The sequence below is a fragment of the Bradyrhizobium sp. NBAIM08 genome, assembly GCF_020193935.1.
In the GTDB taxonomy this organism is placed as follows: Bacteria; Pseudomonadota; Alphaproteobacteria; order Rhizobiales; family Xanthobacteraceae; genus Bradyrhizobium; species Bradyrhizobium yuanmingense.
This window is the reverse complement of sequence record NZ_JADYVR010000766.1, coordinates 1-416: the sequence shown is the minus strand read 5'-3', so window position 1 is coordinate 416 and position 416 is coordinate 1. Positions and strand designations below refer to the sequence as shown.

Here is a 416-nt window from a genome sequence, read left to right as displayed (position 1 = left end):
CCAGTGGCATTATGTTGACCATCGCCGAATGCGCGATCCCCACCGACACCGAAGGAGTGCACGACAATGCTGATCCAGACCGACCCGTTCCGCGACCTCGACACCCTCTTCAGTCGCTTCTCCGGACGCCAGAGCAACAGCGCAGGCACCGGCGGGATCATGCCGATGGACGCGTTCCGACGCGGCACTGACGTGTGGGTCCACATCGACCTTCCCGGCGTCAAGGCGGACAGCCTCGACATCTCCGTCGAACGCAACATGCTGACCATCGCGGCCGAACGCAGCTGGCAACGTCAGGAGGGCGATCAGCCGTATTTTGCCGAGCGCTACCGCGGCAACTTCCGCCGCCAGGTTCAGCTCGGCGACGGTCTCGATCTTCAGTCCCTCGAAGCGGACCTTCACGACGGGGTGCTCAC

General features: G+C 63.9%; 1 protein-coding gene. It reads left to right on the top strand.

The genetic code is table 11. The features are described 5' to 3' along the window. Window positions 1-66 precede the first annotated feature (66 nt). The coding region (locus I6F37_RS41960; protein ID WP_225154666.1) for an Hsp20/alpha crystallin family protein at window positions 67-416 on the top strand (350 nt) is incomplete at its 3' end.